This window comes from Psychrobacter sp. ASPA161_6 (assembly GCF_051970285.1).
Taxonomy (GTDB): Bacteria; Pseudomonadota; Gammaproteobacteria; order Pseudomonadales; family Moraxellaceae; genus Psychrobacter; species Psychrobacter glaciei.
Genome location: NZ_JBEFNJ010000001.1, coordinates 49,189 through 75,448, shown reverse-complemented (window position 1 = coordinate 75,448; position 26,260 = coordinate 49,189). Strand labels below are relative to the sequence as shown.

The 26,260-nt window shown below is 43.8% G+C and carries 25 protein-coding genes; 11 read left to right on the top strand and 14 right to left on the bottom strand.

Annotation, left to right across the window (positions count from 1 at the left end; all coding sequences use genetic code 11):
- Positions 1 to 100: 100 nt before the first annotated feature.
- Positions 101 to 955: a BON domain-containing protein gene (locus ACTQ9T_RS00330; RefSeq protein WP_440463737.1), complete on the bottom strand. Its 855-nt coding sequence runs from the start codon at positions 953 to 955 to the stop codon at positions 101 to 103.
- A 299-nt stretch (positions 956 to 1,254) separates the two neighbouring features.
- Positions 1,255 to 1,779, bottom strand: coding sequence for a YraN family protein (locus ACTQ9T_RS00325; RefSeq protein ID WP_440463736.1), 525 nt, complete (start codon positions 1,777 to 1,779; stop codon positions 1,255 to 1,257).
- Between the two features lie 124 nt (positions 1,780 to 1,903).
- Here ACTQ9T_RS00325 and rsmI point away from each other — a divergent pair, with 124 nt between their 5' ends.
- Both rsmI and ACTQ9T_RS00315 read left to right on the top strand, forming a co-directional pair.
- Positions 1,904 to 2,860: a 16S rRNA (cytidine(1402)-2'-O)-methyltransferase gene (gene rsmI / locus ACTQ9T_RS00320; protein WP_440463735.1), complete on the top strand. Its 957-nt coding sequence runs from the start codon at positions 1,904 to 1,906 to the stop codon at positions 2,858 to 2,860.
- A gap of 52 nt (positions 2,861 to 2,912) precedes the next feature.
- Complete coding sequence (locus ACTQ9T_RS00315) at positions 2,913 to 3,932, top strand: adenosine kinase (protein ID WP_189586750.1); 1,020 nt, start codon at positions 2,913 to 2,915, stop codon at positions 3,930 to 3,932.
- A gap of 125 nt (positions 3,933 to 4,057) precedes the next feature.
- Here the strand turns inward: ACTQ9T_RS00315 and ACTQ9T_RS00310 are convergent, their stop codons facing one another.
- Together ACTQ9T_RS00310 and nfuA are read right to left on the bottom strand one after the other, a co-directional pair.
- On the bottom strand, positions 4,058 to 5,332 hold the full coding sequence (locus tag ACTQ9T_RS00310) for an O-acetylhomoserine aminocarboxypropyltransferase/cysteine synthase family protein (RefSeq protein ID WP_413191401.1): 1,275 nt from the start codon (positions 5,330 to 5,332) through the stop codon (positions 4,058 to 4,060).
- A gap of 285 nt (positions 5,333 to 5,617) precedes the next feature.
- Positions 5,618 to 6,298 (bottom strand): Fe-S biogenesis protein NfuA, encoded by a 681-nt coding sequence (gene nfuA / locus ACTQ9T_RS00305; RefSeq protein WP_010200634.1) that lies wholly within the window; start codon positions 6,296 to 6,298, stop codon positions 5,618 to 5,620.
- Positions 6,299 to 7,193: 895 nt separating this feature from the next.
- Here nfuA and ACTQ9T_RS00300 point away from each other — a divergent pair.
- The 4 genes from ACTQ9T_RS00300 to ACTQ9T_RS00285 all read left to right on the top strand — a co-directional run bounded on the left by ACTQ9T_RS00300 (position 7,194) and on the right by ACTQ9T_RS00285 (position 11,940).
- Positions 7,194 to 8,195: an alpha/beta fold hydrolase gene (locus ACTQ9T_RS00300; protein ID WP_440463734.1), complete on the top strand. Its 1,002-nt coding sequence runs from the start codon at positions 7,194 to 7,196 to the stop codon at positions 8,193 to 8,195.
- Between the two features lie 112 nt (positions 8,196 to 8,307).
- On the top strand, positions 8,308 to 9,375 hold the full coding sequence (locus tag ACTQ9T_RS00295; protein WP_010200636.1) for a bifunctional nicotinamide-nucleotide adenylyltransferase/Nudix hydroxylase: 1,068 nt from the start codon (positions 8,308 to 8,310) through the stop codon (positions 9,373 to 9,375).
- Between the two features lie 299 nt (positions 9,376 to 9,674).
- Positions 9,675 to 11,072, top strand: a complete 1,398-nt coding sequence (locus ACTQ9T_RS00290) for a nicotinate phosphoribosyltransferase (protein WP_440463733.1) — start codon at positions 9,675 to 9,677, stop codon at positions 11,070 to 11,072.
- Positions 11,073 to 11,076: 4 nt separating this feature from the next.
- Positions 11,077 to 11,940, top strand: a complete 864-nt coding sequence (locus tag ACTQ9T_RS00285) for an SGNH/GDSL hydrolase family protein (protein ID WP_440463732.1) — start codon at positions 11,077 to 11,079, stop codon at positions 11,938 to 11,940.
- Between the two features lie 179 nt (positions 11,941 to 12,119).
- On the opposite strand, the gene ACTQ9T_RS00280 is transcribed toward ACTQ9T_RS00285, so the two are convergent.
- Positions 12,120 to 12,419 carry a type B 50S ribosomal protein L31 gene (locus tag ACTQ9T_RS00280; RefSeq protein WP_010200640.1) on the bottom strand — a complete coding sequence of 100 codons (300 nt, stop codon included), beginning with the start codon at positions 12,417 to 12,419 and terminating at the stop codon, positions 12,120 to 12,122.
- A gap of 790 nt (positions 12,420 to 13,209) precedes the next feature.
- On the opposite strand from ACTQ9T_RS00280, the gene ACTQ9T_RS00275 reads away from it, so the two are divergent.
- Complete coding sequence (locus ACTQ9T_RS00275; protein WP_440463731.1) at positions 13,210 to 13,815, top strand: YceI family protein; 606 nt, start codon at positions 13,210 to 13,212, stop codon at positions 13,813 to 13,815.
- An 84-nt stretch (positions 13,816 to 13,899) separates the two neighbouring features.
- On the opposite strand, the gene ACTQ9T_RS00270 is transcribed toward ACTQ9T_RS00275, so the two are convergent.
- Positions 13,900 to 14,334: a COG4315 family predicted lipoprotein gene (locus ACTQ9T_RS00270; protein ID WP_010200644.1), complete on the bottom strand. Its 435-nt coding sequence runs from the start codon at positions 14,332 to 14,334 to the stop codon at positions 13,900 to 13,902.
- A 697-nt stretch (positions 14,335 to 15,031) separates the two neighbouring features.
- On the opposite strand from ACTQ9T_RS00270, the gene ACTQ9T_RS00265 reads away from it, so the two are divergent.
- Positions 15,032 to 16,699: an FAD-dependent oxidoreductase gene (locus tag ACTQ9T_RS00265; protein ID WP_440463730.1), complete on the top strand. Its 1,668-nt coding sequence runs from the start codon at positions 15,032 to 15,034 to the stop codon at positions 16,697 to 16,699.
- 156 nt (positions 16,700 to 16,855) lie between these two features.
- Here the strand turns inward: ACTQ9T_RS00265 and ACTQ9T_RS00260 are convergent, their stop codons facing one another.
- Positions 16,856 to 17,533 carry a TIGR00730 family Rossman fold protein gene (locus ACTQ9T_RS00260; protein ID WP_010200649.1) on the bottom strand — a complete coding sequence of 226 codons (678 nt, stop codon included), beginning with the start codon at positions 17,531 to 17,533 and terminating at the stop codon, positions 16,856 to 16,858.
- A gap of 505 nt (positions 17,534 to 18,038) precedes the next feature.
- Here ACTQ9T_RS00260 and ACTQ9T_RS00255 point away from each other — a divergent pair.
- Positions 18,039 to 18,992 (top strand): alpha/beta hydrolase family protein, encoded by a 954-nt coding sequence (locus tag ACTQ9T_RS00255; RefSeq protein WP_440463729.1) that lies wholly within the window; start codon positions 18,039 to 18,041, stop codon positions 18,990 to 18,992.
- A gap of 70 nt (positions 18,993 to 19,062) precedes the next feature.
- Here ACTQ9T_RS00255 and ACTQ9T_RS00250 read toward each other — a convergent pair whose 3' ends face one another.
- Positions 19,063 to 19,785, bottom strand: coding sequence for a putative quorum-sensing-regulated virulence factor (locus ACTQ9T_RS00250; protein WP_440463728.1), 723 nt, complete (start codon positions 19,783 to 19,785; stop codon positions 19,063 to 19,065).
- A gap of 180 nt (positions 19,786 to 19,965) precedes the next feature.
- Here ACTQ9T_RS00250 and ACTQ9T_RS00245 point away from each other — a divergent pair, with 180 nt between their 5' ends.
- Positions 19,966 to 20,556, top strand: a complete 591-nt coding sequence (locus ACTQ9T_RS00245; protein ID WP_440463727.1) for a M23 family metallopeptidase — start codon at positions 19,966 to 19,968, stop codon at positions 20,554 to 20,556.
- Here the strand turns inward: ACTQ9T_RS00245 and phoR are convergent.
- From phoR to dtd, 3 genes are all read right to left on the bottom strand, one after another.
- The gene (gene phoR, locus ACTQ9T_RS00240; protein WP_440463726.1) at positions 20,553 to 21,641 is read right to left on the bottom strand and encodes a phosphate regulon sensor histidine kinase PhoR; all 1,089 of its coding nucleotides are present in this window, start codon (positions 21,639 to 21,641) and stop codon (positions 20,553 to 20,555) included. The genes ACTQ9T_RS00245 and phoR overlap by 4 nt on opposite strands.
- A gap of 62 nt (positions 21,642 to 21,703) precedes the next feature.
- The gene (phoB, locus tag ACTQ9T_RS00235) at positions 21,704 to 22,408 is read right to left on the bottom strand and encodes a phosphate regulon transcriptional regulator PhoB (protein ID WP_201593199.1); all 705 of its coding nucleotides are present in this window, start codon (positions 22,406 to 22,408) and stop codon (positions 21,704 to 21,706) included.
- 144 nt (positions 22,409 to 22,552) lie between these two features.
- Positions 22,553 to 23,005 carry a D-aminoacyl-tRNA deacylase gene (gene dtd, locus ACTQ9T_RS00230; RefSeq protein ID WP_440463725.1) on the bottom strand — a complete coding sequence of 151 codons (453 nt, stop codon included), beginning with the start codon at positions 23,003 to 23,005 and terminating at the stop codon, positions 22,553 to 22,555.
- 116 nt (positions 23,006 to 23,121) lie between these two features.
- Here dtd and asd point away from each other — a divergent pair, with 116 nt between their 5' ends.
- The gene (gene asd, locus ACTQ9T_RS00225; RefSeq protein WP_440463724.1) at positions 23,122 to 23,964 is read left to right on the top strand and encodes an archaetidylserine decarboxylase; all 843 of its coding nucleotides are present in this window, start codon (positions 23,122 to 23,124) and stop codon (positions 23,962 to 23,964) included.
- Positions 23,965 to 24,111: 147 nt separating this feature from the next.
- Here the strand turns inward: asd and ACTQ9T_RS00220 are convergent, their stop codons facing one another.
- The 3 genes from ACTQ9T_RS00220 to ACTQ9T_RS00210 all read right to left on the bottom strand — a co-directional run bounded on the left by ACTQ9T_RS00220 (position 24,112) and on the right by ACTQ9T_RS00210 (position 26,142).
- Entirely contained in the window at positions 24,112 to 24,717 is a 606-nt protein-coding gene (locus ACTQ9T_RS00220) for a DUF1287 domain-containing protein (RefSeq protein ID WP_440463723.1), read from the bottom strand.
- Between the two features lie 91 nt (positions 24,718 to 24,808).
- Entirely contained in the window at positions 24,809 to 25,438 is a 630-nt protein-coding gene (locus ACTQ9T_RS00215; protein WP_440463722.1) for an HD domain-containing protein, read from the bottom strand.
- A gap of 128 nt (positions 25,439 to 25,566) precedes the next feature.
- Positions 25,567 to 26,142 carry an isochorismatase family protein gene (locus ACTQ9T_RS00210; protein ID WP_189586717.1) on the bottom strand — a complete coding sequence of 192 codons (576 nt, stop codon included), beginning with the start codon at positions 26,140 to 26,142 and terminating at the stop codon, positions 25,567 to 25,569.
- Positions 26,143 to 26,260 lie beyond the last annotated feature (118 nt).

The following is a 26,260-nucleotide window of genomic DNA, read 5'->3' as shown; positions in this document are numbered from 1 at the left end:
TTTATATCTTACTGGCTGGCCGAAGCATTATCGTGCTTTTACTGTTGCCACTGTTTAGGATTATTGTGATTACTTAACAATGCGCTTATTGATTAAATACTTATTGACCCTGATAAAGATCAATATAAGGGCTGGATGACGGCTGATTAACCGACTCCCCTTCCTCTGTTATGACAATAGGTGTCGCAGTACTAGTAGCATTAGGCGTCACAGCGTTGTTTACATTAGGGTTAACGTTAGACGCTACATTAGAGTCAATAGCAGGCACCATCGTAGGATTGGCCAAATTATTTTCATACATAATATCGTCTTCAGCCAACTTCACCCCTCTATCATCGACGACGGTGGTCAGCAATACCAGCTCTGTAATACCGATTGTGTCGTTAGCGATATCAATCAGATGGCTTTGTTGGGTAGGCGTCATGCGCCCCATAATATAGACCACACCATTATCAGTCACCGCTTTGATTTGTGAGGCTTTGACGCCGTCATTCGCTGCGACTTTTGCCAATAGCTTTGAGGTGATATAACCATCGTGAACGGTTGAGCTATAACCCTTAGAGGCACTAACATTCAGCTCGTTGTAGACACGGCGCACATCTGGCATGGAGCTGACAACTTTTTCGACTTCTGCTTTGATTGCCTCAGTTGGTACTTCGCCTGTCAATAACACTTCACTGTTAAAACTATCAATACCCATACGGCTGCTTTGCTGTAGGTCTTCTTTGAGCCCATAGACATTGATTTTGACCGTATGCTCAATACTGCGATCGAGCAGACGCTGTGGAATCGTACGCTCAGTCATTGGCACGCCATAGGTGCCCTCAGTACTATTGGTCAGATAATTGGTGCTACAACCTGTACTGACGAGAACGAGACCAGTTATTAGCATAACGCCTATCGCTGTGCGACGTGATGAACCAAAAATAGCAGTGCGCAAATGCATCCGTGTCATTATTTACCTCTTAAAGCATGATGGTGACGATTGTATGAGATCAATTGGTTTAGCCGTTTTAACTGAGTAACTATCAAATATCAAATATCAAATATCAAATATCAAATATCAAATATCAAATATCAAATATCAAAATAAGAATTATCGACTGAGTAATCGCTAACGTCGTTGTTTCTACGACTAGCCATTTTCTTTCAATCACTTTACTTAATTTTTACGGTGGGCGGTTAGGTTTTTGGTAACGATAACATAGGGTCGTACTTTCTTTGCCTGTTTGGTAACACAGTCAAAACGCACTATTACCATGCGCTGGCTATAAAAGCGCCTTTTAGCCATTCTGTCTGACTCTTCGATTTATTCGTAAAATCCCTGTTATTTTTATCCGTATTATTTGCAGCAATGCTGTGAGTATTAATCTTATTCGTATCATAAGCAATCACATCAAAGCGGCACTCATAATGACTATACTCAGGGTGCGCTTGTAAAAAATAACGAGCCGTCTTTATAATTTTACGTTGTTTGCTTGCCGTGACGCTAAGTGCAGCATCACCAAAACCTGAATGCTGGCGCTGACGTACTTCAATAAATACCAGCATCGACCACGCCTGCCCCGTCTCTAGCATTATTAAATCTAATTCACCAACTTTAGGCTGCTGCCAGTTTTGTGCAATCAGCTGTAATCCTTGCGCTTGTAAAAACTCACACGCTCGTTGTTCAAAGCGGCTGCCTTGGCGCTGTTTTGGTGAAGTAAGGGTCAAAGGTTTATGATCTGCCATAGCGTCCATGGGTCTGGTCAACATTTCATAATTATCATAGCACAACATGCTAAACTAACCACTTTTGCGCCCTTTTGTCATTATTGATTATTCACTATTTACCTGAACGATATATGATAAATGTCAGCGCCACCTTATTTTTTAATTCCAGTTTTTAATACTTCGAGGTTTTATGTCTACCCCTACTGCGATGCCAGCTTGCCTATATATCGTTGCCACGCCGATTGGCAATCTTACCGATATGACACCGCATGCGGTTGATATCTTAAAGCAAGTCGCTATCATTGCCTGCGAAGACACCCGCACTTCGGGTAAGCTGTTGTCGCATTTTGGCATCGACACTAAAGATAAAAAAAGCAGTAAAACGGACGATACCAAAGCGCCAGCCACTCATAATAACTTGGATGATTCTGAGGCTGTAGGTAAGCAAAAAGGACACAATAAGCTTTGGGCATACCATGAGCACAATAGCGCCATTCAAACGCCTAAAATTATTGAGATGATTCAGCAAGGTCATTCGGTCGCCTTAATCAGTGATGCCGGTACGCCGCTGGTCAGTGACCCTGGTTATCAATTGGTGCAAGCTGCCCATGCTGCTGGGGTTATTGTGTCGCCTATCGTTGGTGCTTCTGCGGCGATTGCGGCATTGTCTGTAGCGGGATTACCGTCAGACCGTTTTAGCTTTATTGGTTTTTTACCAGCGAAAACCCATGGTCGCCAAAAACAACTGAGTGCCCTCACCTCGCGTACCGAAACATTGATATTTTATGAAGCACCGCATCGTATTATTACCAGCTTAGAAGATATGGCGACGATATTTGGCGCAGATCGCGACGTGGCTTTTTGCCGCGAATTGACCAAAACTTTTGAGACCGTCCGTAAGAGTACGCTAGGCGATTTGGTTGAGTTTGTCAAAGCAGATGATAATCAGCAGCGTGGCGAAATAGTCGTAGTGGTCGCTGGCGTTGATGCGGCACAAGATACTGACGATATCAGCATCCATGACAAATTATTGCAAAGATTGTTAGAGGATTTATCGGTCAAAAAAGCCGCTGCATTGGCGTCCGATATTACGGGTGTCAAAAAGAATGCCCTCTATCAGCGTTTGCTTGAGCTACAAGCTGAATGACTTTCGAATATAAAAGATAAGCGTTTATAATTTAATTGAGGAGAAGTGAGCAATGTACGATGTAATGGCGATAGGGAATGCCTTGGTTGACCACGAATATGTGCTATCTGATGCAGCGTTGGAAGAGACAGAGTTGACCAAAGGCAATATGACCTTGGCAGGTATCGAAGAGCAGCAGCAACTGTTGGCCTACTTCCAACTTGCACAAATTGCGCCATCAAAACAAGCGGGTGGTGGCTCAGCAGCCAATACCATGTATGCCTTTGCCAGTTTAGGTGGCAAGCCGTTTTATGCTTGCCGTGTGGGCGATGATGATCAAGGCGCCTTTTACCTCAGGGACTTGCACGAAGCAGGCGTCGCCACCTCAGACAAATCTATCCATGAAGGCGGTGTAACTGGATCTTGTGTGGTTGCTGTTACAGAAGATGGTGAACGCACCATGCAGACTTATCTAGGCACCTCAAGCGATATTGTCGCTGATAACGTCGATTTTGATGCGCTAACGCAAGCAGATTGGTTATACCTAGAAGGCTATTTAGCCATGTCCGAGGGCATCCAGCCAGCCATGACTCAGTTACGTCAGCAAGCTGGCATTCATAATGCCAAGATAGCGGTGAGCTTCGCCGATCCAGCGGTGGTTAAATTTGCCAAAGACGGTTTGCTCAATATGCTGGGCAACAAAGTAGCAGTGATATTTTGTAATAGTGAAGAAGCCAAGCTCTTTACGGATAAAAAACAAGTCAAAGCAGCCGCGCGTGCCTTACTTGAGCATTGCCAAATTGCGGTAGTGACGGATGGCGAAAAAGGGGCGGTTATCGCTCATAAACCTGATGCCGAGTCAGAGATTGTGGTATATGATATTGCTACGCCAGTCGTTGCCAATGTCATCGATACCAATGGGGCTGGCGACAACTATGCGGGGGCGTTCTTATACGCTTTATCGCAGCAGTACACCTTACCAGAATGTGGTCATCTTGCCAGCGAAGTGTCAGCACAAGTTATTCAACAATTTGGCCCACGACTCATGCCGCAGGATTATAAAGAGATTGCCAAACGGGTACTGTCTGCTTAATCTCTGAACATATTTTAGGACGTCACAGCCCTAATAAAAAAGCCCATATCAAATCGACATGGGCTTTTTCTTTTGCAAATTATTTTATTGTTAAGAAAATTATTAAGAAATAAGAAACTTGCAGATTAAGCCGAGGCTAATGCCTGTTCTAAATCGGCTTTGATATCGTCGATATGTTCAATACCAATCGACAATCGCACCATATCAGTACTCACACCAGCATTCTCTAACTCTTGCTCGTTCAACTGACGATGTGTGGTCGTCGCTGGATGACACGCCAATGATTTGGCATCACCAATGTTGACTAAACGCGTAATCAGCTGCAACGCATCAATAAAGCGCGCCCCAGCTTCAAGGCCACCTTTTACCCCAAAGGTCAAAATAGCTGAAGGCGTACCCTTCATGTATTTCTTTGCAAGCTCGTGCTCAGGATGATCTGGCAGACCCGCATACTTTACCCAAGCAACTTTATCATGGTCACGCAGATACTCAGCCACTGCTTGCGCGTTCTGTACATGACGCTCCATACGCAAGCTCAGCGTCTCCATACCCTGCAAGATACCAAAGGCATTTAATGGACTAAGTGCCGCGCCAGTATTACGCAGCGGTGCCACGCGAGCACGAGCGATAAAGGCCGCTGCACCAACGTCCTTGACGAAGTTCACACCGTGATAACTGTGATCTGGCGTGTTCAGCAATGGGAAACGCTCAGGGTAATCACCCCAAGGGAAAGTCCCACTATCGACAATCGCGCCACCAATCGAGGTGCCCGTACCACTCATATATTTGGTTAACGAATGAATGACAATATCCGCCCCAAACTCAAACGGACGGCAAATCGCTGGCGTGGCAACCGTACTATCAATCACCACTGGCACACCATATTCGTGCGCGATGTCACTGAGTGCTTGAATATCAATAATGTTACCCAGTGGATTACCGATACTTTCAGCAAAGACCATCTTGGTTTTATCATCAATTAAATCACGAATCGCCTCAGGGTTTTTGTGGTCAAAGAAGCGGACTTCGATACCTTGACGCGGCAAAGCATGGGCAAATAAATTGTAAGTACCGCCATACAAGGTCGATACAGCAACGATGTTGTCACCCGCTTCACAGATGGTTTGAATCGCATAAGTGATGGCAGCCATACCAGATGCTACGGCAAGCGCGCCGATACCGCCTTCAAGCGCCGCAACACGCTCTTCTAATACCGCATTGGTTGGGTTCATAATGCGCGTATAAATATTACCCGCGACTTTTAAATCAAACAAATCTGCGCCATGCTGGGTATTATCAAACGCATACGAGCTGGTGTGATAAATAGGCACAGCGACCGCTTTGGTCGTTGGCTCAACACTATAACCGGCATGAATCGCTAAGGTCTCTAAGCGCTGCATTGGTTTTGCTCCATTATCTGAATTGGTCTCTGGTTGTCCATCACTCATCACAAACTCCTTGGTAGTCACTAAAAAAAGCATCAATCAAAATAGATCATTTAAAGGTATCGATTGATCAATAATCTCTAAAAAAGCCATCTTATAAATGATAGCCATAAAAAAAAGCTGAGTTAATCATAACCCAGCTTCTTTATGAAAAGAATAGCCAATGTTGGGTTTATTAATAACCACCCAGCATAAGCGACCCTATTTCAATCTACTTCTGATTGTATTGATACTTACCACTTATTTGTAATAAGCGTTTTCTGTACGAGTATGATCCGTCTCATCGATGACTTGTGTCAGCTCTGGTATTTGCTGCTTAAGTTGCACTTCGACGCCTTGACGCAAGGTCATGTCAACGGCTGAACAGCCTTGGCAACCACCACCGAATTTCAGTACAGCAGTGAGACCAACGCCTTCTTCATCAATCAACTCAAGCAACTGTACGTCACCACCATGCGCCGCTAAGCCTGGGTTAATCTCAGACTGTAATACGTAGTTGATACGCTCTTCTACGCTGGCATCAGCACCCACTTTTGGCATTTTAGAGTTTGGCGCGCGGAAAGTTAGCTGACCACCGAAACGATCTTTATTGTAATCAATGACCGCATCTTCTAAATAAGGGACTGACGACGCTTCAATAAAAGCAGAAAAATCATCGTAGGTAAAACGTAGATCAGCACTGTCTTCTTCGCCCGGTTGGTTATAAGCCATACAGCACTCGGCACGCGGCGTACCAGGATGCTCGACGAAGATACGCACACCGATACCGTCGGTATCTTGCTTGGACAGTAAATCGGCCAAATAACCTTGGGCTGACTCGGTAATGGTAATATTACTTTTCGTTTCTGCTTGCTCAGTATCTAGCGCTGATTCATAGTCTGCAGATTGATCTGATTGGCTGGCTTGATTGTGCTCACTCATAATTTTTCCTATGCGTTATGACACAAACGCGACTGCTGTCATAGCTGCTGTGTCGTGAATTTGGGCAATTTGGTTTAACAGTTATCAAGCATAACGGTTGATATTATAGTGCTCTAACGGCAATCTTGATAAAGGTTTGATGATTTTATAACCACTATTATAGCGCATTCAGTCAATAATTCCGACTGCGCTACTGCGAATTAAAGCGTGACCGTTATAAATAGCCACTATTGGTTTTTTTAATGGTGACATATAAAAGATAAATAGGTGACGTTAATATAGATAATAGCTACGGCTAATAATGCTACGCAAAATTATTTAATTACCCACACCGCGTCTGCTATTGTTTATATTAAGGCTGCTTGATTGATTATCAAGCACCTAGAACATTTAACTAGTCACCTACTTTCTTATCCGAGAGCTACAGCACGTCTAACATTATGCGAGACCATACAATCAAAGCGCTTATCATACTTGCTGTTTCCTAGCGCTAGTTTTAATTATATTTAAAAGGTAGAGTGTATTCTCCTAAATATTTTTTTATAGGTTTCTATTGATTATCATACTGGGCATTATTATTGTATTTATTATAGTTATCGCGCTTTTAGTACCGGAGGACGTTAACTATACCAAAGCTGTAAAAGACATTATGTCTCGCTATATCAAGATTCCTGTAGCGTTAGCATTTTTTCGTAATCCACTACTCCAGTTGATATTCTTTTATATTGACTATAGAGATCGCTTAGATATCGAAGAAAAGAGTATGTTCAAGCGTTATTTTATAACGCAATTTTTTAGTATTATTATACTTATTACTATAATTTTCATTGTTAAACATTACATTTGAGCTAATAGCAATTTCATATTTAATTGAATCAATCTTATGATGATACAAATGCGAACCCTAGTAACGACCAAAGACGGCGAAAAAATAGCCGTTTGGAAGATTGTGGATACTGCAAAAGATGAAAAGAAGACTGATGTCCTCACCACCAATGCGCCTAGGGTAAAAGCGCAAAACATCTTATTGACCCACGGTACCTTTTCGGACAAGCAAACTTGTTTAAAAATCGCCCACTATCTGGCGCAGCTTGGTCATCATTGCTACATTATGGAATGGCGTGGTCATGGTGCAAGCTCGATACCAACAGACAAATTCAACTTCGAAACCGTCGCAACCTATGATTTTGAGGCCACCTTTCGTTACTTGTTTGCTGAGTTAAAACTGGATAATCTACACTGCGTCACCCACAGTGGCGGCGGTGCCTGCCTAACCATGTTTTTAATCCAAAACCCCCAGTATATTGACCACATCAACAGCATCAGTATGTTTGCCTGTCAAGTTTATGGCGCAGTATCGAACCCGATTAGCTACACTAAAATTCTCGCAGCCAAAGTATTTACGAGACTACTAGGCTTTATCCCAGCTAAGAAGCTTAAAATGGGTCCTTTTAACGAAAGCTATTATACGATGAACCAGTGGTACGACTGGAACCTGAACAAAGACTTTAAAAGCAGCTTTATACAACAAAGTAAATTTGAAACAACGACAATTGATGAAAATACGCCCTCTAACATCGCATCTGAAAACTCTGCATCTCATATTGCATCTAATACTGTATCTAATAAAAGCCACTTCGATTATCGTCAGCATATGCCAACTATTACCACGCCTATCTATGCGATCAGTGCTAAAGGTGACCATTTTATTTCGCCAACCCGTGGCTGTCAGTTGTTTTTTAATAAGTTTGCTAACCCAAAAAACGTCTTTCGAGAGTATTCCCTTGACCATGGAGACTTGGATGATTATACCCATAGCCGCATTATGATAAGCCGTAATGCTGCTACAGAGATTTGGCCAACGGTGACAGCATGGATAGAGAAGCATGCAAGGTAACGATGACACACCCCTACACATCTTTATACTTGTCAGAAAGTCATAGGCTGTGTCAGTATTAGCGTCATCAATTTTTAACCAATAAAAAATAAGTCGTAGGAAAGTGGCGTCTATGAGTGGATTATCAGAGCAAAATCTAGATACACAAAATCCAGATAAGCAGGACAAAAAACACTATCGTTATTTGGTGTTTATTGGGCGCTTTCAGCCGTTTCATTGCGGGCACAAAGCGGTCGTGGATGAAGCATTGAAGCGTGCCGACAATGTCATCATGCTCATCGGCTCCGCAAACTTACCACGTAGCTTACGCAACCCCTTTAGCGTGGCTGAGCGCGCCGCGATGATTAAAGACGCGTATTCAACAGCAGATGCTGCGCGTATTCACTGCGTTGGACTCGATGATGCGCTTTACAATGACACACGCTGGCTGCAATACGTGCAAGCAGGCGTGAAATCGGTCACTGGCGACTTGCAGACCGATATTGGTCTCATTGGTCATTCAAAAGACAGCTCATCGTATTATTTATCGCTATTCCCCAATTGGGCGTCGGTCTCTGTACCCAATTATCATAATCTATCGGCGACCCCTATTCGGGACAGCTATCTCATGGGTGCCACACCAACGCCTGAGCGCACCCCTGAGTCGACCCGCAACGTCCTAAATGACTTCAAAAAAACCGAGGATTATCAGCAGCTGCACGAAGAAGCTGACTTCGTTGATAAGTATAAAAGACAGTGGGAGTCTGCGCCTTACCCGCCTACCTTTATGACGGCAGATGCCTTGGTCGTCCAGTCGGGTCATATCCTACTGGTAGAACGTCGCAGCATGCCAGGGCGCGGACTATGGGCACTGCCCGGTGGTTTTTTGAATCCAAAAGAGACCCTCTTTGATGCCTGTATCCGTGAGCTACGCGAAGAGACGCGCCTTAAAGTCCCAGAGCCAGTATTACGTGGCTCTTGTCATAGTCAACATACCTTTGACGACCCTTACCGCTCAGCGCGTGGTCGCACGATTACCCAAGCCTTTTACTTTCAGCTAAAAAACGATCCAAAAGGTCTGCCCAAAGTAAAAGGCGGTGATGACGCGGCCAAAGCATTTTGGCTACCACTTGCCGAGTTGGATGCCACCATGATGTTCGAAGATCACTATGCGATTATCACCAAAATGGTTGGCTTGTAAGACGTTGTGTCATTGACTGTTTAGTGCATTAATGACTCATTTTCAATCAATGACACTCTATATAATTTATCTTATAAGTTTGGTTTTATCAGTGCCACTTATATTTTCACCGCCCAAGCCGATAGACGGCAAGGGTTACTAAGCAGCATTTAGTTATCCTTACTAGATGCTGTCAATGGATGAATCGTTAGACTGTTGAGCAATAAATTGATGCTAATGTACATAAAATACTTTTAGTCCATTTAAGGCTCAACAATGATGCGAGTCGTTCATTTCACTCAAAGCAGAGGAGTTCTGTGATGTATACCAGCAATTTAAATAATTTAATCTTAAATAGCGACAGCTATAAAACCTCACATTGGGTGCAATATCCCAAAGGTAGTGAGTATCTATCCAGCTATATTGAAGCGCGTAAAGGCGATTACGATGTGGTATTTTTTGGGCTGCAAGCCTTTATCAAAGAATACCTGAGTACCCCTATTACCCACCAAGATATTGATGAAGCTGAAATACTGATTCAAGCGCATGGCTTGACCTTTAATCGTGCAGGGTGGGAGCGCTTAGTTGATAAACATGGTGGCTATTTGCCACTACGTATCGAAGCCATACCTGAAGGCAGCATCGTTCCAGTATCCAATGTGGTCTGTCAGATTATCAATACCGATCCAGAATTCTATTGGCTGCCAAGCTATATCGAAACGGCATTACTCCGTGCTATCTGGTATCCATCAACGGTCGCCAGCGTCTCGCACTATTGCAAAGGTATCATTCGTCAAGCGCTAGAAAAATCAGCGGACAATACTGAGTCATTAACCTTTCGCTTGCATGACTTTGGTTCGCGTGGTGCGTCTAGTCAGGAGTCCGTGGCACTTGGTAGTCTTGCTCATTTGGTAAATTTTGCCGGTACAGACTCCATGACCGCTTTGGTGGCTGCCAGTCGCTGGTATCAAATGGATAAAGACATGCCTGCCTTTTCTATCCCTGCCGCTGAGCATAGCACCATGACTGCATGGGGTCGTGATGGCGAAACTGCTGCTTTTGCCAATATGATTGAGCAGTTTGGTGGGGCGGGTAAGAGTTTTTCAGTGGTCTCTGACAGCTATGACTTATGGAACGCCATTGACAATATTTGGGGTGGCAGCTTGAAGGACGACGTAAAAAACATGGGCGGTACTTTAGTCATCAGACCTGATAGTGGTGAGCCTGCTAAAGTAGTCCGCGAGGCACTGGAGCGCTTGGCAGTGAAGTTTGGCACGACGGTTAATAGCAAAGGCTACAAAGTTTTGCCAGACTATGTACGTGTTATCCAAGGGGATGGCATTAGTCCGCAAAGCTTGAGCAAAATTATCGACGTGGTCATGAAGGCAGGATTTAGCGCTGAAAACGTGACCTTTGGTATGGGTGGTGGATTACTACAACAAGTCAATCGCGATACCATGAGCTGGGCGATGAAAGCCAGTGCCATCTCTATCGATGGTGCATGGAAAGACATTTATAAAGACCCTATCACTAGCCGCTCAAAACGCTCAAAAAAAGGTCGCTTGGCGTTGGTCGAAGACAGCAACGGACAGCCAACAACCATCAAAGCGGATAATCTACCCGCTGGTGCAGATAACCTGTTACGTGACGTGTATGTCGATGGCAAATTACTCGTCGAAGACAGCCTCACTACAATTCGGGAGCGTGCAGGATGGTAGCAATATGATAAATAGCAATAAAATGGCGTCGGTTGCACGCGACGTCCTACTCGCCCCTGTTTATCTTTATCAAGGCCGCAAAATCAAGCGTGATACGGTGCGCTTGCCTGAGCCAAACGGAGAGCGACACGGACATATTCAATTAGGCAAACCGACTGATACCATTGCTAATAATGCAAAAAATGAGACCAAGCAAACGCTAAACCTCATGATCGTTGGCGATTCAGCAGCAGCGGGTGTTGGTAGTCAGACACAGCATGAGGCACTCGTTGGTAATTTGATGCCTATCTTAGCGCAGCAATCTGTGATTAATACTCAGTTTGCTAACTTGGTCTGGTCGTTGCAAGCGACCACCGGACATACCAGCTTTGATATCTTGCGCAGGCTTTATGTGCTGCCCGCGCCTAGCCACCCTATCGATGTAATGGTGCTGAGTGTTGGCGTCAATGACACCACCTCGAACGTCTCTGTAGGTAAATGGCAGCAGCAAATCGAAGACATTGTTGCGATCGCTCAGCGTAAATTTGGCGTACGGCAATTGATTTTTTTGAGTCTGCCGCCCATGGCGCAAATGCCTGCGATACCTGCCCCTTTGAATAACTTCGTCGGTGCTAAAGCTTCAATGCTTGATGCAACATTACAACAAGTATGTGCAAGTAATGAGGGTGTCACTTATATGGCCACTGATTTTCCACGGATGATAGAAGAGCACTCTAAGGGCATGCCAATTGATATTAAGGTGATGTTTGCCAGTGATGGCTTCCACCCTAGTAGTTTAATGTATGGCTACTGGGCGCAGCAGTTGGCAGAGCTCATTGTCAAGTTACTTAATTCATCAGCTGCCAAATTGAGCCGCCCTGCTTTCTAAAAGCTAGTATCTCAAAGCTGATATCTCAAAACTGATAGCTCAAAACTGATAGCTTGAAAAATGACAGCTCAAGATTTAACAACCTAAAACTTAACGTTGAAGTTTAAACAAAAAAAACCGCTGAATAATCAGCGGTTTTTTTATGGCTTAGCAAAATAAATTGACGCGATAAGCGTAATTTATTCAGCAGAATCAGCAGCTTGTTCAGTAGAATCAGCAGCTTTCTTGTTACGGCCACCAAACGCACCAAAGCGTTTGTTAAAGCTAGCAACACGACCTTCGGTAGAAGTTTTACGTTGCTCACCAGTATAGAATGGATGCGACGCACTTGAGATATCAAGTGGGTAGTATGGGTATTCTTTACCTTCGTATTCACGAGTGGCTTTGGTTTTAGCCGTTGAACGAGTCAAAAAGAACACGTCAGCGTTAGTGTCGTGGAACAAAACTTCTTGGTAATCAGGATGGATATCTTTACGCATAATAAACTCTCTATGTCCGATGTATTTACAGTCTTATTGACAATGTGTCGAAGCCTTTATAAAGAAACTCTTATAAAAAAGTTCTTATAAAGAAGCTCTCATAAAAAAGCACTTATAAAACTGAGGATACGTAACTGAGGCACTAAGGACATTTGCAAGGCTGGCAGCTGCGTCACTGGCTTATTCCAGCACCCAACACCATACCTCTGCTTACCTAGCCTTCCCCAGCGGGAAAATTAAACCGCGATTTTAACGGTTTTTGGCGTTTGATGCAAGCAGCAGTTGCGATCATCATAGAGGATAAAGCACCAGAAAACCGACAATGTTATTGAGATAAGTATTTTATGCTATTATAATATTTGATTAGATAAACCACTCAATAGCGACTAAATTTGTAGATTATTTAAATAATACCTGCTTTTTAGGGCATGTCCTCATTTTAAAAATGGTGATAAAAATGAGATAAATTGCAGTCAAACGAGGAAAATAGCGCAGATAATATCGGGATATTAACCAGCTATTTAACGATGTTTGGCAAAATTTAGCCATTTTTAGCCCGTTTAGATATGATCAATTGAATTGAGGACACGCCCTAGTATTGAGTTTTTAGTATTAAGATTCATAAAAGATTAGTCGCGTTGCCCGTAGCCTGCTTTTATAAATACTTACTGCTATTATGACAAACGTCACCTCAGTGACCATTCAATACTCGTAAATTAATCATCGTTAAATTGACGGTTATTAAATGAAGTACTCCTCATTAACAGTCACTAAATAAGGATAATAAACAATGATAAATACTGCCCTAAAGGCCACCACGAAAGCTCTACTCATCAGCTCAGCACTTGCGGTCACCACCATGGCAAGCGCGGCATTACCTAGCCAATGGCAATTAGATGACTCGCATACCCGTGTCGGATTTTCTGTCAATCACTTAGGGTTTTCAACGACCATGGGTCGCTTTAATGATGTGCAAGGTGTGGTCAATTACGATATCAAAGCCCCTAGCAAAACCAATATGAGCTTTACAATTGCAACCGATAGTATCGATACCAATTGGGATGCCCGTGATAAGCATCTAAGAACGGATGAATTTTTTAATGTGGCTAAATACCCAGCAATGACTTTTAAATCTACCCAAGTCACTTTTAGCAACCCACAACAAGCCAAAGTAACGGGTGATTTCACAATGCTTGGTCAAACTAAGCCCCTCACACTAGATGTAACGTTAAATAAAATCGCCAACAGCCCTCTTACGAAAGAGCCAGTCATTGGTTTTCGTGCTACTGGTATCATTGATCGCGCAGCCTATGGTATGACGGCGTTTGCTGCCGGCATCACTACCGATGTTCCCATTCAAATCGATGGTGAATTGGTACAGAAAACAACAAAATAGCGCTGAAATACTTTTTAAAAAAACTTTACCTAAAAAAGCAGCCACTATGATGGCTGCTTTTTTTCGACTTGAAACCTACTTGTTTTATTTAGTTTTAACGATATGCCAAACGCCAAGCTTGTTATCACCGTCTGTATCGCCAACTTTTGTATCATTGGCATAAAAGTATAAAGGCTTACCATTGACAGCCCATTGATATTTACCGTCTTCCCGTTGGAAAGCGGCAAACTGACCAGAAGCTTGGGCATTGCTAGGAGCCATAAAAGCAGGCCAAGCTAACAGACATGCCGAGCCACACTCTGATTTGTTCATGGAGTCTTTGTCAAAGGTATATAGCGTCATTTTGTTGGTAGCATCCACTAACATCCCATTCATACTGGCAACTGGCGCTTTATTGCTCATGGTAGCTTGTACGTCATGCATGCCTGAATCGTCATTGCCAAACACATTGTTTAGCGTCGAACAACCCGTTACGGTCAACACACTGGCTAGAGCAGATAACATCAGAATACGTTTCATAATCACTTCCTTGTATTTAAAAGTATTTAAAAAAAACATCTCATTAATCTGGATTTTATAGAACTAAATTTTTATTGAACATGGTGTTCATTAATTATCAATATTGCAATCTGCTGATTTGTGCGATAGTTAAGTCATACGCTCAGACAGTTGCTTTACTTTCATACGCTTTACTCTCACAGAGGATTTCAAGTCGTTTTACTATAGCATATGCTCTAAAACGGTCGTTTTTGCCAGAATATAAACTTACAAAAACCTGCGAATATTACAAATTAATAAACCACGACGTGAATCTTATGAGCAAAGGTATTTCATATTGATGGACGTTCAAAAGAGTGATGATACTTAAATGATGCTAAGCGTCTCATTTCTATTTTTGTTTTCATGGTCAAGACAGTCCATGGCAAGTTGTTGACAAAACTAATGCATCTACTTACGTATTTGCCATCATATGCACAATAGGTTTTCGTAAAATAGCGCTATAAATGATAAGCAGTATATGAGAAGAGCCATATAATCAAAAGTATGACTATAGCGGTCTCATATGAATGTTGAACTTGACTGTATCCGCACGCATATCAATAGCTACAACAAGATTCAAGATACTGACATGATCAGAAACTTATATGCCCAAACAATTATATGAATAAGCAGAGCATGTCCCGACGCTGATGCTATCAAGGATATAACAACGACAATGACCGATAATTTTAGCAAAAATGCCTCTCAAGCCATCCTGCACGATGCTGAATCGCAGAATACTGATGCTCAAGATATTGATCTCAAAGATATCGAATTTTCAGAGACTAAACTTGATACAGCAGCGGCTGCCACAAAGGACGAGCTATCTAAAAAACGCGTCGGCATTCTAGGCGGCGGTACTGCAGGGGCAACGATTGCTATTCGCCTCGCTGCATTAGGGCTTGAGACCTACGTCTTTGAAAAGAAAAAATCGCTTATCGATGGTCCACCAATGTGCCATTTGCACGCGGGTGGTAATCTATACCGTGAAATCCCTGACGAAGACTGCGTTGCTTTGCTTAAGCAGTGTATCGATATTCTGCGCCTTTATCCTTATACCATCGATGTACGTCCAACCGTATTTGCTGTCCCAACGCGCGACGAAGGCTTGCCCGAGGATTTACTCCCGCGTCTCGATATCTTGACGAATGCTTATCGCGAGCTCATCGCACAAGACAGCAATAACAAAGTACTGGGCGAACCGGAAAACTACTATCAGCTCTATAGTCATGAGCAACTGATTGCGCTGTCTGAACGTGAGCAAGTTGCGATACCGAGCACGGTTGACGAATGGGTGATACCGGTTACCAAATATCTGGACTTAAATAAAGTGAAGTTTCCGCTCATTGTCGTGCAAGAGTATGGCTGGAATATTTTTCGTTTAGCAGCTTCTGCTCAACTCGCCTTAGAAGGCTATGAGCATGCGCATGTCTTTACCAATACGGAAATTAAGCAAGTCATGCCTGTGGATTGTGAGAACTGTACCAACGCTGATCACCATGTCACAAAATGGCGCGTCGATTACCAGCAAGCGAGCCAGTCTCAATCTGAGTCTATCGAAGTCGATTACTTGGTCAATGCTTGTGGTTTTCGCACTGGTGTTATCGACGATATGGTCGGTGTCAAAGTCGAGCGTATGGTTGAGTTCAAATCTTCTTATATCACGCACTGGGGCGACGCTGGTGGACAAATACCCGAGATTATCGTGTATGGCAGTCGCGGTACGCCAGAAGGTATGGCGCAGCTGACCCCTTATCCAGGCGGTTACTTTCAAATCCACGGTATGAGTAAAGCCATTACCCTATTTACTGATGGCTTGGTCGCTTCTGATAAAGCCAGTGCACAACCTCAATTACCGCCTCAGTATGTACATTATATCGAAGATGGCTGGGACAAAGCACCGCTACAAGCCCGTAGCCAGCAAGCGATTGAGTACGTAGCAGAGTTTGTGCCTACCTTTAACAGTGCGCGTACCGTCGGTAATGCCTTATACGGCGGGCAGCAAATCCCGGGTCAGGACGATACCTTACGGGTAGCAGATGTGAGTTTATACTCTAATATACGTTACGCCCGCGCAGAAAATGTCAAAGCGTCGTCCACCTTAATCGCTGCTGATCAAATCGTTAATGAATTGACGACTCTTGGCTTAATCGACAATGACACAGCAGAAAATCGTAGTCGCCATGCGCATGAATGGGCCTATCTAGCCAACAACGATAGCTTAACGATTGATAAAGTGGCACGCGTCTTGGCTGAAGATCGTGGTTTCCCAGCGGCAATGGCGGATGTCAATCATAGCATTCGCGAGATGGCGTTAGAGAATTTAACACCAGCTCAGCCTTAGGCGTTTGCCGTCTGTTAATACGTTCGATAAATCTGGTAGAAACCAACGCTAAAGAGTATAGAAAAAAGGAGGTCGTCGCTAGTGATTAGCGACGACCTCCTTTTTTCTTATATACAATGAGACCATTTAACAGATTATATTCCGATAGACATATATTTAATTGCCTGCCATTTTTTCAGTATCGACCGCATCATCTATCGTCACGATTGTCCGTAACAAATCAATCGCTTCAGCGATGGTATTACAAACCACCAAACGCTCAAGATCTTGCTGCTTCATAAAGCCCTGTTCCGTGGTATATTTTAAGTGCTCAATCATGCGATCATAAAAGCCATTAATATTCAGAATAATCATCGGCTTTTCATGTTGGTACAGCTGACGCCATGTGGCGATTTCCATAATCTCTTCGAGTGTACCAAGACCACCGGGTAAAGTAATAAAAGCATCCGCGTACTCTGCCATGACCGTCTTGCGCGTGTGCATGGTATCGGTCAGATGCAGACGAGTCAGACCCTCATGGGCGATTTCGTGTTTGAGCATGAAGGTGGGAATCACACCAACAGCTTGCGCGCCGCCTTTGATAACGTCGTCAGCCACTGCACCCATTAGACCAATACTGGCACCGCCATAAACCAAACCCAACCCGTTTTCTGCTAGAGCACGACCAAGCTCACGGGCTGCTTGCTCATAAACCTCACTATTACCCAGTCGTGACCCACAATAAACAGCCACCAGCGGCATCGCTAATGTTGATTTATCCACGGCTTTCTCGATATGAGTGATATCTTGGCTGGTAATAACTTCATAATTTTCATTATTAATTTTCATTTGCATATAACGCTCCTAAGTTTGCTTAGATTATTGTATTGAATGGTTCGGTAAAGGGGTTTATCGTTTGTTAGAATGACACAATATGACGTTTATCACTAACGTTAACTCGCTGTATTCTGTAGTGCTGCCACCTTTTACTCTTTTTATGCTTTGCTGATAAGAGCTTATGATGAGGCGTTCTCATAAGGTCTAAAGTGTTGTCAGCAGTCTATTAATTACGCATAATAAGCATCCGTCAAACTCACACCTATTTGTGATTTTTATATTTGTTTTTATAAGTGGTCAGTAAAAATAGCATAAATCTGGTTGCTCACAGAGAAAATCAAATAACGCTCATTATCCTGCTATTTGCTAGCGTTTATCTTAACATAAGCCGTGCTATCACGCGGTAGCAACGATTTATCGCTACGCAATGACTACATTTTTTAGCACTGACTTGCTATAAAACGTTGTAGATCCACATTCATCAATCTTCAATAAAAACGACAAAACTTATCAAGGTATTTTTATGCATAATAATCATGCGCCATCTTCTAGAACGCAACAAGGTGACACAATCGACGCTAATAATGACCATGAAAGCAACGACGATAACGGCAGCTACTCACTAAGTATCATGACTGAGCGTAATCAAGCGTTGGCAGCAACGGTTTATCGCCCTACAGAAACGGTCAAAGCCGCTGTCATGATAGCGCCTGCCACTGGTATCAAGCGTCAGTTTTATCATAATTTTGCGAGCCATCTAGCAGCGCAGGGCTTTGGTGTCCTGACCTTTGACAACGAAGGTATCGGCGAGTCACTAGCAACCGATTTGGCCAAATGTGATTCCTCACTGATAAGTTGGGGTCGTCATGACATGCCAGCCGTCCTCGATGCGTTGCAAGATGAATTTCCTGATGCGTCTTACCATCTCATCGGTCACAGCGCAGGCGGTCAGCTGATTGGTTTGATGCGCAATTATGATGCTATCGCCTCGGTGTTCAATGTCGCTTGCTCGTCAGGTTGTATCAAGAACATGGACATGCCGTATAAAATTAAAGCGATGGGTTTTATGGATGCGTTCATTCCTGTCACTAACTTTGCATTAGGTTACACCCCATCAGATAAAATCGGCATGGGTGAGCCGCTACCACGTGGCGTGGCTCGTCAGTGGCGCGAATGGTGCAATGGCTCAGGTTATATAAAGACTGCCTTTGGCAAAAGTATTCACACGCATTTTTATGATGACATTCGCATGCCAGCGCTGTGGTTAGGCTTTAGCGATGACGAAATTGCGAATAGCAAAAACATCGACGACATGATTCGCGTCTATACAAAGATGCCGGTCGAAAAACGCTTTTTTGAGCCAAAAGATTTTGGCTTAAGCAGCATCGGTCATATGCGTTATTTTAGTGGTCGAACCAATGCCAAGGCACCTGAGTTATGGCAAATGGCGGTAGATTGGTTAAATCAGCAACAATAACTTCAAGTATTATAACTTCCAAAACTACAGCTTCGAGCATGAATAAAAATAGAACAGCTGATAATGCGCTTTACTCTTTTGCATTTTCTACGTCTGCTGCCTTAATACGCTTCGTCAACGCTGAATAAAGCGACGGCTGCATGTTATGGATGTTACCGAGCATCCATTTCACGTAGTTGATGGGCACGTCTTTAATCAGCGCCCCTTTATACTTACCAAAGGGCATCTTGCTCACGGGATTGGCTTTGTTAGAGATAGCATGTGCCGCCGCAAAATCAGTCGGCGCAATCTCTAGACGCTCACAGCAAGCTTGATAAAGTAAGTAGCACATACGGGCATCACCTAGCGCGTCATGAGCGGCTATCGTCATTCTGCTCGCCTCAGACTTGCCCAATAATTGCTCGATACACTTAGATTGACTGTAAGCGCTCCACTCTGGGAAGGCCACGCGCGCCAGCCTCACGGTACAAATCAGCTTGGCAGAAGGGCTACCAATCACCCGCCAATCAAAACGTACGTTATGACCAATTAAGTACTTGGGCAATTCAAATTGATCCAAATCAAAACGCTCAAGCCCAGCCACGTCGTCATCCGTAATACCATGCACCCTGATGACGATTGGAGATATCGAGCGACCACTGTTAAAGTATTTCATCCACTCAAATCCGCTAGCCACATTAATCGTCGCCACCTGAATCGGTCGTGGGTCACGGCCTTGATCGGTTTCGGTATCGATAACCAGCGCCGTATCAGCCATGGTAGAAATGTCCGCAGAATTAAAAGCATCAGTCATAGAAAATTAACCATCAATAGCACCATCGTGGCTGAATAGGAACAATAAATAGATAAAACTCTATTTATTGTACTTGTATTTATGGGGGTAAAAACCATAGATAACAATGCTATACACACCTTGGAAGATAGGGGTTTTATAATACTAACTCAAACTACATCAGATATATAAGAGACATCAATGCTAGCAGATGGCAATAATCGACCACCAAAGCCAACACTATTCAGCCGTTTGCTAAGCCTAATAATAAGGGCTACGGTATTGCTAGCGCTGTTATTTGTATTTGACAAATTACTACCCAGCATTAGCCAACAGACACAGTCTTTTGTCGTGGCAAAATGGCAGCAACTGAGTTTATTGCAGCAAGAGTTGCCCATAGAAAACAGCCTTCCCAGTCCACTACCAAAGCAGCGTCTGACAGACACTTGGGGCGCAGCACGTAGCCAAGGGCGCTCCCATGAGGGCATTGATATTTTTGCAGCGCGGGGCACACCGATACAAGCTACGACGCAAGGCATCGTCAGCAAAGTTGGCGAAAATACATTAGGGGGACGCGTGGTAGTGGTGGTCGGACCGGGCGGCGCAGGACATTATTACGCCCATCTAGAGGATTATGCCGACATCGTACCCAATGACTGGGTCAATGCTGGTGATATCATTGGCTATGTTGGCGACAGCGGTAATGCTAAAGGAACACCAACCCATGTTCATTATGGTATTTATATCAATGGCAGCGCGGTGAACCCCTACCCACTTTTGCAAAAAGATTAAGGGGCATGGGCAGAACGTACATAAGCGCTTGGAAATACCGCACTAAAGGTCGAGCCTTTGCCTTCTACCGACTCTATGGTCAGTTGCGCCTCATGTTGATATAAGACATGTTTTACAATTGCCAACCCTAAGCCCGTACCACCCGTAGCACGGCTGCGTCCGCTATCGATGCGATAGAAGCGTTCCGTCAAGCGCTCGATATGTTGGGGCGCAATACCGAGACCATCATCTTCGACGGCAAAGCGGCAGCCTTCCGATGTTTTTGTCCAGCTGATAGCGATGTTGCCACCCTTTGGCGTATATTTGATAGCATTAATCACCAAATTGGATAAGGCGCTTGTTAAGTACATCTCTGAGCCATACAGTCCATCGTAAGTGTCTATCTGCAAATGAATAGTATGACCGTATTCTTGGTTATACGCCTGCGCATCATCATAGATATGCGTCAGTAACTTGGTCATATCGATATCATTTAGCTCATGCGTCTCTTCTATTTCGATGCGAGACAACAGCAATAAGTCATTCACAATTCGATTCATACGGGCAGTCTGCTGAGTCATTAGCTCAAAGCCACGCCGCCACTGCGGGGGCATATCCTCTTGATCGGAGAAATTTTCTAGATAGCCCATCAGTACGGTCAATGGCGTACGCAGCTCATGCGAGACATTGGCCACAAAATCACGGCGCATTTGCTCTAAATGCTGCAAGCGGGTCACATCATAAATTATCAATAGTTTTTCATCACCGAAAGGCGTCAGTTCACACTTTAGATAACGTTTAGGATCTCGCCATGACACCATGTGCACACCATCGCTCGGTGGCGTGATAGCCTGATAATACTGGCGAAATTCAGGCACGGTGATAAAGTCAAAAATGCTTTGACCTTTGTTGCTTGACTGCAATAACAATAAATCTTCCGCTGCCTGATTCCACCATTCCAAACCATCATCATCATTGAGCAAAATGACCGCATCCCGTAGTGCTAGTAAGGCACTGCGGATTTTTTTGAGTTGATCCGTTGTATTGTGCTGGGCAACCTGCTCTTGCTCACCCTGTTGCTCATTTTTTATCGGCATTATCGTCATCGTTATCCTTACTACTGTCTTCTGCGTTGTTTTACGCTTGCCACGACTTGTTCTGTCTTGGTTTAATTGGATTCAATCAAGCTGGAAAACCGATACCCAGTACCGCGCACCGTTTGTATCAGCGTAGCACAGTCATAAGGCTGTAGTAATTTACGTAAACGCCGAATATGCACATCAATCGTTCGATCTTCAATATAGACATTGCCGCCCCAAACCTGATCTAACAGCTGTGTCCGTGTATACGCACGCTCTGGATGACTCATAAAAAATGCCAACAACCGATACTCTGTCGGGCCGATATCAATGAGCTGACCTGCCGCCGTTACACGCTGGCTTTTGGGATCTAAGCTAAGCTTGCCGATTTCGATAGGCTTATCGGCGCTCAATGTACTACTACGACGTAGCACTGCCTTGATTCTTGAGATTAATTCCCGTGTCGAAAAAGGCTTGGTCATATAGTCATCAGCACCTGCATCAAGACCATGAACCTTACTGTCTTCCTCACTTTTGGCCGTTAGCATAATAACCGGTATCTCAGCGAGCAAATCGTCGTTTTTGAGCATACGACAAAAATCAATACCGCTTTTTTCGCCGGTCAGCATCCAATCCAATAATATGAGCGACGGACGGTGATCGACCACTTGCTGATGTGCCTCTGATGCGTCCGCAGCCTGCAAGCTATCAAATCCAGCCATCTCTAACGTCATCACAATCATTTCACGAATCGCAGGCTCATCCTCGACGATCAAAATTTGCTCATTGTACATACGGCAACCTTATTATTATAGTCAAAATATCAGCGTTCAAAAAGTTAGCATTCAAAAAATTAAAATACAGAAAGAGGCGATAAACACTCGCCCGTTTCTACTTATTAAACGGACTAATTATGACAGCTTGATGACAGATAATTTTTATACTTCTAATAAAAAGTTTAATGGCCCATCATTGACGCTGGCAACTTGCATATCAGCGCCAAACTGACCAGTGGCAACATTGTGATGCTGAGTGTTGGCATAATCAACCAGTTGTGCAAACAGCACTTGAGCAGCATCAGGTGCCATCGCACCACCAAAGTCAGGGCGACGACCCTTATCTGTTTTTGCCATCAAAGTAAATTGCGACACCAACAACAGTCCGCCACAGACCTGTTGCACATTTTTATCCAGTTTGCCGACCTTGGCAGGATCTTCATCATTTTCAAAAATACGATAGGTCAAGATTTTGTCGATCATGCGTTGGGCAGTTTGCAGGCTATCTTCATGCCCCAAGCCAATATATGCCAATATCCCATGATCGATTTTGCCAATACAATGCTGATCGACGACGACGCTGGCATGGCCCACCCGTTGTATAAGTGCTTTCATTTACTGATTCCTTAACAGATTATGCTCAGACAATAATGTGCTGTCCATGATAAAATACAGCCATTAACTTGCCTAATTTTTATTCTCATTTCCAATCCTATTTTGGTAGCCTTATTATGAATGTATTTACCACCTTACAACAGCTTGTCCCGCAGCAGCAGCTGAGTAAAGTCGCTGGGCGTCTAGCCGCCAGCCGTCATCCGTACGTCAAACGTGCCTTTATTCGTGGCTTTGCCAAAGCTTACGGCGTCAGCTTAGGTGAGTATGAGCGTCAGAGCTTTAATGCTTATGAGAGCTTTAATGACTTTTTTACCCGTGAGCTCAAAGAAAATGCACGTACTATCGACAGCAGCGCCAACGGTATTGTCAGTCCTGCTGATGGTATCATCTCGCAGCTAGGTCAAATTGAAGATCATAAACTACTCCAAGCAAAAGGTCGTCATTATGATGTTGGCCAATTACTTGCTGACAGCGAAGATGGTAGCTACTTCGCTGATGGTAGCTTTGCGACTGTTTATCTCGCGCCCAGTAATTACCACCGTGTGCATATGCCATTTTCGGGTACATTAACTAAGACCCGCTATGTGCCAGGTACACTGTTCTCTGTCAATAATACCACGGCCGAGAACGTGCCTGATTTATTTGCTCGTAATGAGCGTTTGGTCTGTTTATTTGATACAGAATACGGCAAAGCTGCCGTGGTAATGGTCGGCGCTATGATTGTCGCTGGCATCGAAACCGTCGCCACCGGTAAAATCAGCCGCACTGAAGACATCCAAGAAGCAGATCACGACATGAGCTTTGAGAAAGGCGATGAGCTTGGACGCTTTTATTTGGGTTCAACGGCGATTGTCGTTTTGCCAAAAGCCGCAAAAGCAGATTGGCAGGACAGCATGAAAGCCAATAGCGTGGTAAAAATGGGACAGTTATTGGGTCAAGCAAAAGCTCATCAAGCTTAATTTGTAAGAAACTCATAATACTGAAAAGCCCAGTTAAACGTAGATAATGACGTTTGACTGGGCTTTTTAATGGCTGTTAGTTTGTACTACTTCGATTTTGTATTGCTTGTTTTTACTACTTTGGGCTACCTTGTCCAAAAGCCTTTATCAATATCGAAAATGCTTATGGATAGGATAAGCAAATAGGATGTTTTCCTCCTGCGTACCACTTCCGATATTATGAATAATCAGCGGCGTACCATCAGCAGCTACTTTATCTGAGACGATACCGATATGCGGCAAGTTACTCTTTGGCAGCCGCCATGACACAACGTCTCCCGCTTGAAAACTGCCTTTATCGGTCGTAGATAACGTCTGTCCATGACGCGCAAAAAACGTTTCAAGATTGGGCACGCGTCGATGATCGATATTTTTGTCCGTTGACTTTAAGCCCCAAGTCTTTGGGTAGGCGGACCAATTTCCTTTCATATCATGGTTGACCAACTGCTGCAAATCCACATTTTGCAAACGATAAGCACGGACAATCACATCGGTACAGACGCCAGTCTCTATTGGTATATCGCCACGCGGAAAGTCCAGCTCACGGTAAGTAGGATCATAACTCACCGTGACACCGATCTGTTTTTTAGCATCGTGCGCCAATTTATCGCCATCACTGATAGGAGCAAGCGCTTGCGCCATTTGCGCTAGTCCCAGCATGCTGACAAAGGCTAGCGATTTGCACCATGTTTTATAGTTTTTAAATAAGTGCATGGAACCTCTCTATTATTATTAACACTATTCAATATAAAGGTTTTAAACAGCGTCAAACGTTGCGAGTCAGTAACAAGGTGACGCTATCAATTTACTTATCAACCAACCATCCTTGCTGGGTCGCGTATTCAATGTTTTGTGATAACCAATCATGGATGGGAGGAAAGCTGTCTTTGATAAATCCATGCGCGCCAGCCACTTGCGAGCGTGTAACACCAAGCTCAATCCACGTTTTGCCCTCAGTATTTAAATTAAGCAAAAATGGCAACAAACGATCAACCACTCTAAGTAGATCAGCCTCTTTACTATTACCCGTTTCCTGCTCTTCCCAGATCTCACTTAAATCAGCAATACCGTTACCGCGTTCGCGTTGTAATCGAGCAATACCCTCGCGCTCTTCGAAGTGCGCATCACGACGGGTATCAGCATATAAAAAAGTATCGCCCGCATCAATCTCACCCAAATCATGCACCAGTGCCATCTTAAGCAATTTTTCATGATTGACGTCCAACTCAAACAATTCAGCGATTGACCAGCATGCCATTGCTAGATGCCATGAGTGCTCAGCAGAGTTTTCCAAGCGAGTCGTCCCCGTCACATAGCTGCGCCGATTGACACGTTTTAGGGCATCAAGCTCTAATAAGAAATGCGTGACGTCATCTATCTTAATATTTGCGTCGCGCGTTGGATCGGTCAATGTTATAGGTATGTTTGAGGACATATTTCTCTCTGGTTAAATGCAATACAGCGCCTGTCTTATCAAGCGCTGTTTTCACGAAAATAATTTACAATGATTGAAACAACAACGCTAAGAGTTTGTCGTTCATTCTCGACCCTTTATTGCATCCGCTACTTAATCAAATTGCTAATAGTCTTAAAGGCAGGGTCTTGGCTACTGCGGCATAATTCAAACAGAATGGATTCTACTGTCGTAATTACACCGCCAGCGCGTCGAATACGACGAATGGCTTGCTTTTTGTCATAAGGAAAGCGCGATCCAACGGCATCGCCAATAATAACTGGCTGCATCCCATTATCCAATAAATCCAGCGCCGTTTGCATGACGCAAACATGGGCTTCGACACCAAATAATAGGACAATGCTGCGATTTTGCTGCGCTAGATAATGCCATGAATCATTATTATCACAAGCGCTAAACGTGACCTTTTCAAAGCTTTTGGCATTGTCGCCTTCTAATACTTCACGTATCTCAGGTAGCGTATCGCCCAAACCTTTTTTGTACTGCTCGTTGAGCATAATTGGGATGTTGAGGGCTTGTAGACCTTTGATCAAAGTGACTGTCTTTTTGACGATATTTTCATGGTCATAAATATGCGGCGTTAAGCGTTCTTGGACATCGATTATCATCGCTTGGGTATTTTCGCGAGCGATTCGATAGGTACGATCGGTAATCATAGTAGACATGGCACACTCCTTGTACGGCTGACTTTATTGTTAAAGGCTACGTTAGTTTTATCATGGATATTGTCTTTATTAGCCTTATGCTCATTTAGTCATAGTTTGCTGAGTGCGTCAATGGAGA

Coding starts and splice junctions, on each gene's coding strand:
- ACTQ9T_RS00260 (WP_010200649.1), bottom strand. CDS start 17,533: ATGCAAATGAAAATTAATAATGAAAATTATGAAGTTATTACCAGCCAA.
- nfuA (WP_010200634.1), bottom strand. CDS start 6,298: ATGAGTGAGCACAATCAAGCCAGCCAATCAGATCAATCTGCAGACTAT.
- phoB (WP_201593199.1), bottom strand. CDS start 22,408: ATGTACAATGAGCAAATTTTGATCGTCGAGGATGAGCCTGCGATTCGT.
- ACTQ9T_RS00275 (WP_440463731.1), top strand. CDS start 13,210: ATGATAAATACTGCCCTAAAGGCCACCACGAAAGCTCTACTCATCAGC.
- ACTQ9T_RS00310 (WP_413191401.1), bottom strand. CDS start 5,332: ATGCAGCGCTTAGAGACCTTAGCGATTCATGCCGGTTATAGTGTTGAG.
- ACTQ9T_RS00250 (WP_440463728.1), bottom strand. CDS start 19,785: ATGACTGATGCTTTTAATTCTGCGGACATTTCTACCATGGCTGATACG.
- ACTQ9T_RS00325 (WP_440463736.1), bottom strand. CDS start 1,779: ATGTTGTGCTATGATAATTATGAAATGTTGACCAGACCCATGGACGCT.
- ACTQ9T_RS00270 (WP_010200644.1), bottom strand. CDS start 14,334: ATGAAACGTATTCTGATGTTATCTGCTCTAGCCAGTGTGTTGACCGTA.
- ACTQ9T_RS00265 (WP_440463730.1), top strand. CDS start 15,032: ATGACCGATAATTTTAGCAAAAATGCCTCTCAAGCCATCCTGCACGAT.
- ACTQ9T_RS00300 (WP_440463734.1), top strand. CDS start 7,194: ATGCGAACCCTAGTAACGACCAAAGACGGCGAAAAAATAGCCGTTTGG.
- ACTQ9T_RS00280 (WP_010200640.1), bottom strand. CDS start 12,419: ATGCGTAAAGATATCCATCCTGATTACCAAGAAGTTTTGTTCCACGAC.
- ACTQ9T_RS00290 (WP_440463733.1), top strand. CDS start 9,675: ATGTATACCAGCAATTTAAATAATTTAATCTTAAATAGCGACAGCTAT.
- asd (WP_440463724.1), top strand. CDS start 23,122: ATGAATGTATTTACCACCTTACAACAGCTTGTCCCGCAGCAGCAGCTG.
- ACTQ9T_RS00215 (WP_440463722.1), bottom strand. CDS start 25,438: ATGTCCTCAAACATACCTATAACATTGACCGATCCAACGCGCGACGCA.
- ACTQ9T_RS00295 (WP_010200636.1), top strand. CDS start 8,308: ATGAGTGGATTATCAGAGCAAAATCTAGATACACAAAATCCAGATAAG.
- ACTQ9T_RS00245 (WP_440463727.1), top strand. CDS start 19,966: ATGCTAGCAGATGGCAATAATCGACCACCAAAGCCAACACTATTCAGC.
- phoR (WP_440463726.1), bottom strand. CDS start 21,641: ATGACGATAATGCCGATAAAAAATGAGCAACAGGGTGAGCAAGAGCAG.
- ACTQ9T_RS00315 (WP_189586750.1), top strand. CDS start 2,913: ATGTACGATGTAATGGCGATAGGGAATGCCTTGGTTGACCACGAATAT.
- ACTQ9T_RS00255 (WP_440463729.1), top strand. CDS start 18,039: ATGCATAATAATCATGCGCCATCTTCTAGAACGCAACAAGGTGACACA.
- ACTQ9T_RS00220 (WP_440463723.1), bottom strand. CDS start 24,717: ATGCACTTATTTAAAAACTATAAAACATGGTGCAAATCGCTAGCCTTT.
- ACTQ9T_RS00285 (WP_440463732.1), top strand. CDS start 11,077: ATGATAAATAGCAATAAAATGGCGTCGGTTGCACGCGACGTCCTACTC.
- rsmI (WP_440463735.1), top strand. CDS start 1,904: ATGTCTACCCCTACTGCGATGCCAGCTTGCCTATATATCGTTGCCACG.
- dtd (WP_440463725.1), bottom strand. CDS start 23,005: ATGAAAGCACTTATACAACGGGTGGGCCATGCCAGCGTCGTCGTCGAT.
- ACTQ9T_RS00330 (WP_440463737.1), bottom strand. CDS start 955: ATGACACGGATGCATTTGCGCACTGCTATTTTTGGTTCATCACGTCGC.
- ACTQ9T_RS00210 (WP_189586717.1), bottom strand. CDS start 26,142: ATGTCTACTATGATTACCGATCGTACCTATCGAATCGCTCGCGAAAAT.